Consider the following 383-nt stretch of genomic DNA (forward strand, 5'->3'; position numbering starts at 1 on the left):
GCCCTACATACTGCCCGTTTCCGTGGTCTATCTCATTTGGGACTGGACGCTGAACTATCAGTTCGGCATTGCCATGTATGTCTTCGATCTCATCGGCATCGCCCGCGTGCCGATCTTCAAGACGACGGCCTGGTTCATGCCCGCGGTCGGCTTCGTGACCATCTGGTGGACGGCGGGCTTTTCCATCCTGTTGTTCCTTGCCGGGCTGCGGGCAATTCCGGGCGAGATCTACGAGGCAGCAGCGCTGGACAATGCCGGCCGCTGGGCGACGTTTCGCAGCGTCACCTGGCCGCTGATGTGGCCGATCACGGCGCTGGTGATCACCATCCAGTTGATCCTGCAGCTGAAGATTTTCGACCAAGTATACCTGTTCTCCACCGGCG

General features: G+C 59.8%; 1 protein-coding gene. It reads left to right on the forward strand.

From position 1 onward, the window contains the following. Window positions 1-22: 22 nt before the first annotated feature. The coding region (locus tag AC1D0P_RS31585) for a carbohydrate ABC transporter permease (protein ID WP_477680331.1) at window positions 23-383 on the forward strand (361 nt) is incomplete at its 3' end.

It is taken from the genome of Polaromonas sp. P1_G2 (assembly GCF_056405515.1).